Source organism: Sphingomonas hominis (genome assembly GCF_013328205.1).
Classification (GTDB): Bacteria; Pseudomonadota; Alphaproteobacteria; order Sphingomonadales; family Sphingomonadaceae; genus Sphingomonas; species Sphingomonas hominis.
In genome coordinates, this window is record NZ_JABULH010000022.1 from 2,501 (window position 1) to 5,935 (window position 3,435).

The window sequence follows — 3,435 nt, forward strand, 5'->3', positions numbered from 1 at the left end:
CTTTGAGCGAGGCGCGCGACCGCGAGGTTGCGAGTGTCGGATCAAGGCTGGTTCGTTTCACATAATCTGGCTGAGATTATTACCTACGCCAAGATACTGCACAACGCTGCTCTTTGCCGAGTTTCGTGTCGGTCTTTGTGACTGATCCAGTGTTGTTGTTGGTGGTGTGGGCTCTCAAGCGTGAGGTAAGGGCAATTCGTGGATGCCTTGGCGCATACAGGCGATGAAGGACGTGGCACGCTGCGATAAGCTGCGGTGAGGTGTGAGCAACCTTTGACCCGCAGATTTCCGAATGGGGAAACCCACTCATCCTGATTATCTAGCCCAGCTGGTGACGGCGAAGACTAGGTAATTGGGGTTTTGAGTATCATGGGACTGAATACATAGGTTTCATGAAGCGAACCCGGCGAACTGAAACATCTCAGTAGCTGGAGGAAAAGACATCAACCGAGATTCCGTTAGTAGTGGCGAGCGAACGCGGACCAGGCCAGTGCCTTGCATCAAATTAGCAGAAGCTTCTGGAAAGTAGCGCCATAGCGGGTGACAGCCCCGTATGCGAAAATGACATGCAAGGACTCGAGTAGGGCGGAACACGTGTAATTCTGTCTGAACATGGGGGGACCACCCTCCAAGCCTAAATACTCGTATGCGACCGATAGTGAACTAGTACCGTGAGGGAAAGGTGAAAAGCACCCCGATGAGGGGAGTGAAACAGTACCTGAAACGGATTGCCTACAAGCAGTAGGAGGGGTCTTGTGCCCTGACTGCGTACCTCTTGCATAATGGGTCTGTGACTTAATGTATCGAGCAAGCTTAAGCCGTTAGGTGTAGGCGCAGCGAAAGCGAGTCTGAATAGGGCGATTATAGTTCGATGTATTAGACCCGAAACCCGGCGATCTAGGCATGACCAGGATGAAGGTGTGGTAACACACACTGGAGGTCCGAACCGATTAACGTTGAAAAGTTACCGGATGAGTTGTGTTTAGGGGTGAAAGGCCAATCAAGCCGGGAAATAGCTGGTTCTCCGCGAAAACTATTGAGGTAGTGCCTCGGATGGACACCGTTGGGGGTAGAGCACTGGATGGGTGCGGGGGTCGCGAGATCTACCAAACCTAACCAAACTCCGAATACCAACGAGTGATATCCGGGAGACAGACGGCGGGTGCTAAGGTCCGTCGTCAAAAGGGAAACAGCCCTGACCAACAGCTAAGGTCCCCAAGTCACGTCTAAGTGGGAAAGCATGTGGGAATCCCAAAACAACCAGGAGGTTGGCTTAGAAGCAGCCATCCTTTAAAGAAAGCGTAACAGCTCACTGGTCTAAACAAGGGTTCCTGCGGCGAAGATGTAACGGGGCTCAAGACGTGCACCGAAGCTTTGGGTGTTGCACACTGTGCAACGCGGTAGCGGAGCGTTCCGTAAGCCTGCGAAGCCATCTGGTAATGGGTGGTGGAGGTATCGGAAGTGCGAATGCAGACATGAGTAGCGATAAAGAGGGTGAGATGCCCTCTCGCCGAAAGACCAAGGGTTCCTGCGCAAGGCTAATCCGCGCAGGGTGAGCCGGCCCCTAAGACGAGCCCGAAGGGGGTAGTCGATGGGAACCACGTTAATATTCGTGGGCCTGGTGGTGTGTGACGGATGGTGTGTGTTGTTCGCCCTTAACGGATTGGGCGGGCTTCGAAACTGTCCCGGGAAATAGCCCCACCGTATAGACCGTACCCGAAACCGACACAGGTGGTCTGGTAGAGTATACCAAGGCGCTTGAGAGAAGTGTCCTGAAGGAACTCGGCAAATTGCCTCCGTACCTTCGGAAGAAGGAGGCCCGATGTAAGCGCAAGCTCTCATCGGGGGCACAGGCCAGGGGGTAGCGACTGTTTAGCAAAAACACAGGGCTCTGCTAAGTCGGCTTCAAGACGACGTATAGGGCCTGACGCCTGCCCGGTGCCTGAAGGTTAAGTGGAGGGGTGCAAGCTCTGAAATGAAGCCCAGGTAAACGGCGGCCGTAACTATAACGGTCCTAAGGTAGCGAAATTCCTTGTCGGGTAAGTTCCGACCTGCACGAATGGCGTAACGACTTCCCCACTGTCTCCAGGACATGCTCAGCGAAATTGAATTCTCCGTGAAGATGCGGAGTACCCGCGGTTAGACGGAAAGACCCCGTGCACCTTTACTGCAGCTTCAGAGTGGCAGTGGACAAGAACTGTGTAGCATAGGTGGGAGGCTTTGAAGCATTGGCGCCAGCCGGTGTGGAGCCATAGGTGAAATACCACCCTGTTGTTGTCTATTGTCTAACTTCGATCCATGAAACTGGATCAGGGACCCTCTGTGGCGGGTAGTTTGACTGGGGCGGTCGCCTCCTAAAGAGTAACGGAGGCGCGCGAAGGTTGGCTCAGGCCGGTTGGAAACCGGCTGTTAGAGTGCAATGGCATAAGCCAGCCTGACTGCGAGACTGACAAGTCGAGCAGAGACGAAAGTCGGTCATAGTGATCCGGTGGTCCCTCGTGGAAGGGCCATCGCTCAACGGATAAAAGGTACGCCGGGGATAACAGGCTGATAACCCCCAAGAGCTCATATCGACGGGGTTGTTTGGCACCTCGATGTCGGCTCATCACATCCTGGGGCTGGAGCAGGTCCCAAGGGTTTGGCTGTTCGCCAATTAAAGTGGTACGTGAGCTGGGTTCAGAACGTCGCGAGACAGTTTGGTCCCTATCTGCCGTGGGCGTCGAAATTTGAGAGGAGTTGACCCTAGTACGAGAGGACCGGGTTGAACGTACCTCTGGTGTACCTGTCGTCGTGCCAACGGCGCAGCAGGGTAGCTATGTACGGACGGGATAACCGCTGAAAGCATCTAAGCGGGAAGCCTCCCTCGAGATAAGATTTCTCAGGACGGTCGAAGACCACGACCTTGATAGATCGGATGTGGAAGCGCGGTAACGCGTGAAGCTAACCGATACTAATCGTCCTATTCGCGCTTGAGAGCACACACCCCCAACATCAATGCTGGAAAACAGCCGATGACGGGCAAGGTAATAAACACAGCCAGTGCACGCACCGATTTTGATACCCATCACGTTTTCACCGGCACCATTGCCTGGTGGCCATAGCGTCGGTGTCCCACCCGATCCCATCCCGAACTCGGCCGTGAAACCCAACAGCGCCAATGGTACTATCGCTTAAGCGATGGAAGAGTAGGTCGCCGCCAGGCATTGATGCCGGTGATAAACGTGCACATGAACCCATACACAATGTACTCCTCCATCGGAGGTCGAAGCCAAGCCACACAACAGCACGCATCAAGCGTGCCGCCGTGCAGCTCGGCTCATGTCGCGGGGTGGAGCAGCCCGGTAGCTCGTCAGGCTCATAACCTGAAGGTCACAGGTTCAAATCCTGTCCCCGCAACCAAAACCCCACGAGACAATACACGCCGCCCTCACAGGC

1 tRNA gene and 2 rRNA genes are annotated in these 3,435 nt (G+C 54.6%); all 3 read left to right on the plus strand.

Annotated features, from left to right (window positions below):
• Positions 1-175: 175 nt before the first annotated feature.
• Positions 176-2,974, plus strand: a 23S ribosomal RNA gene (locus HRV97_RS17100).
• Between the two features lie 113 nt (positions 2,975-3,087).
• Positions 3,088-3,202 (plus strand): 5S ribosomal RNA (gene rrf / locus HRV97_RS17105).
• Positions 3,203-3,322: 120 nt separating this feature from the next.
• Positions 3,323-3,399: transfer RNA gene (locus HRV97_RS17110), tRNA-Met, on the plus strand.
• The last annotated feature ends 36 nt before the right edge of the window (positions 3,400-3,435 follow it).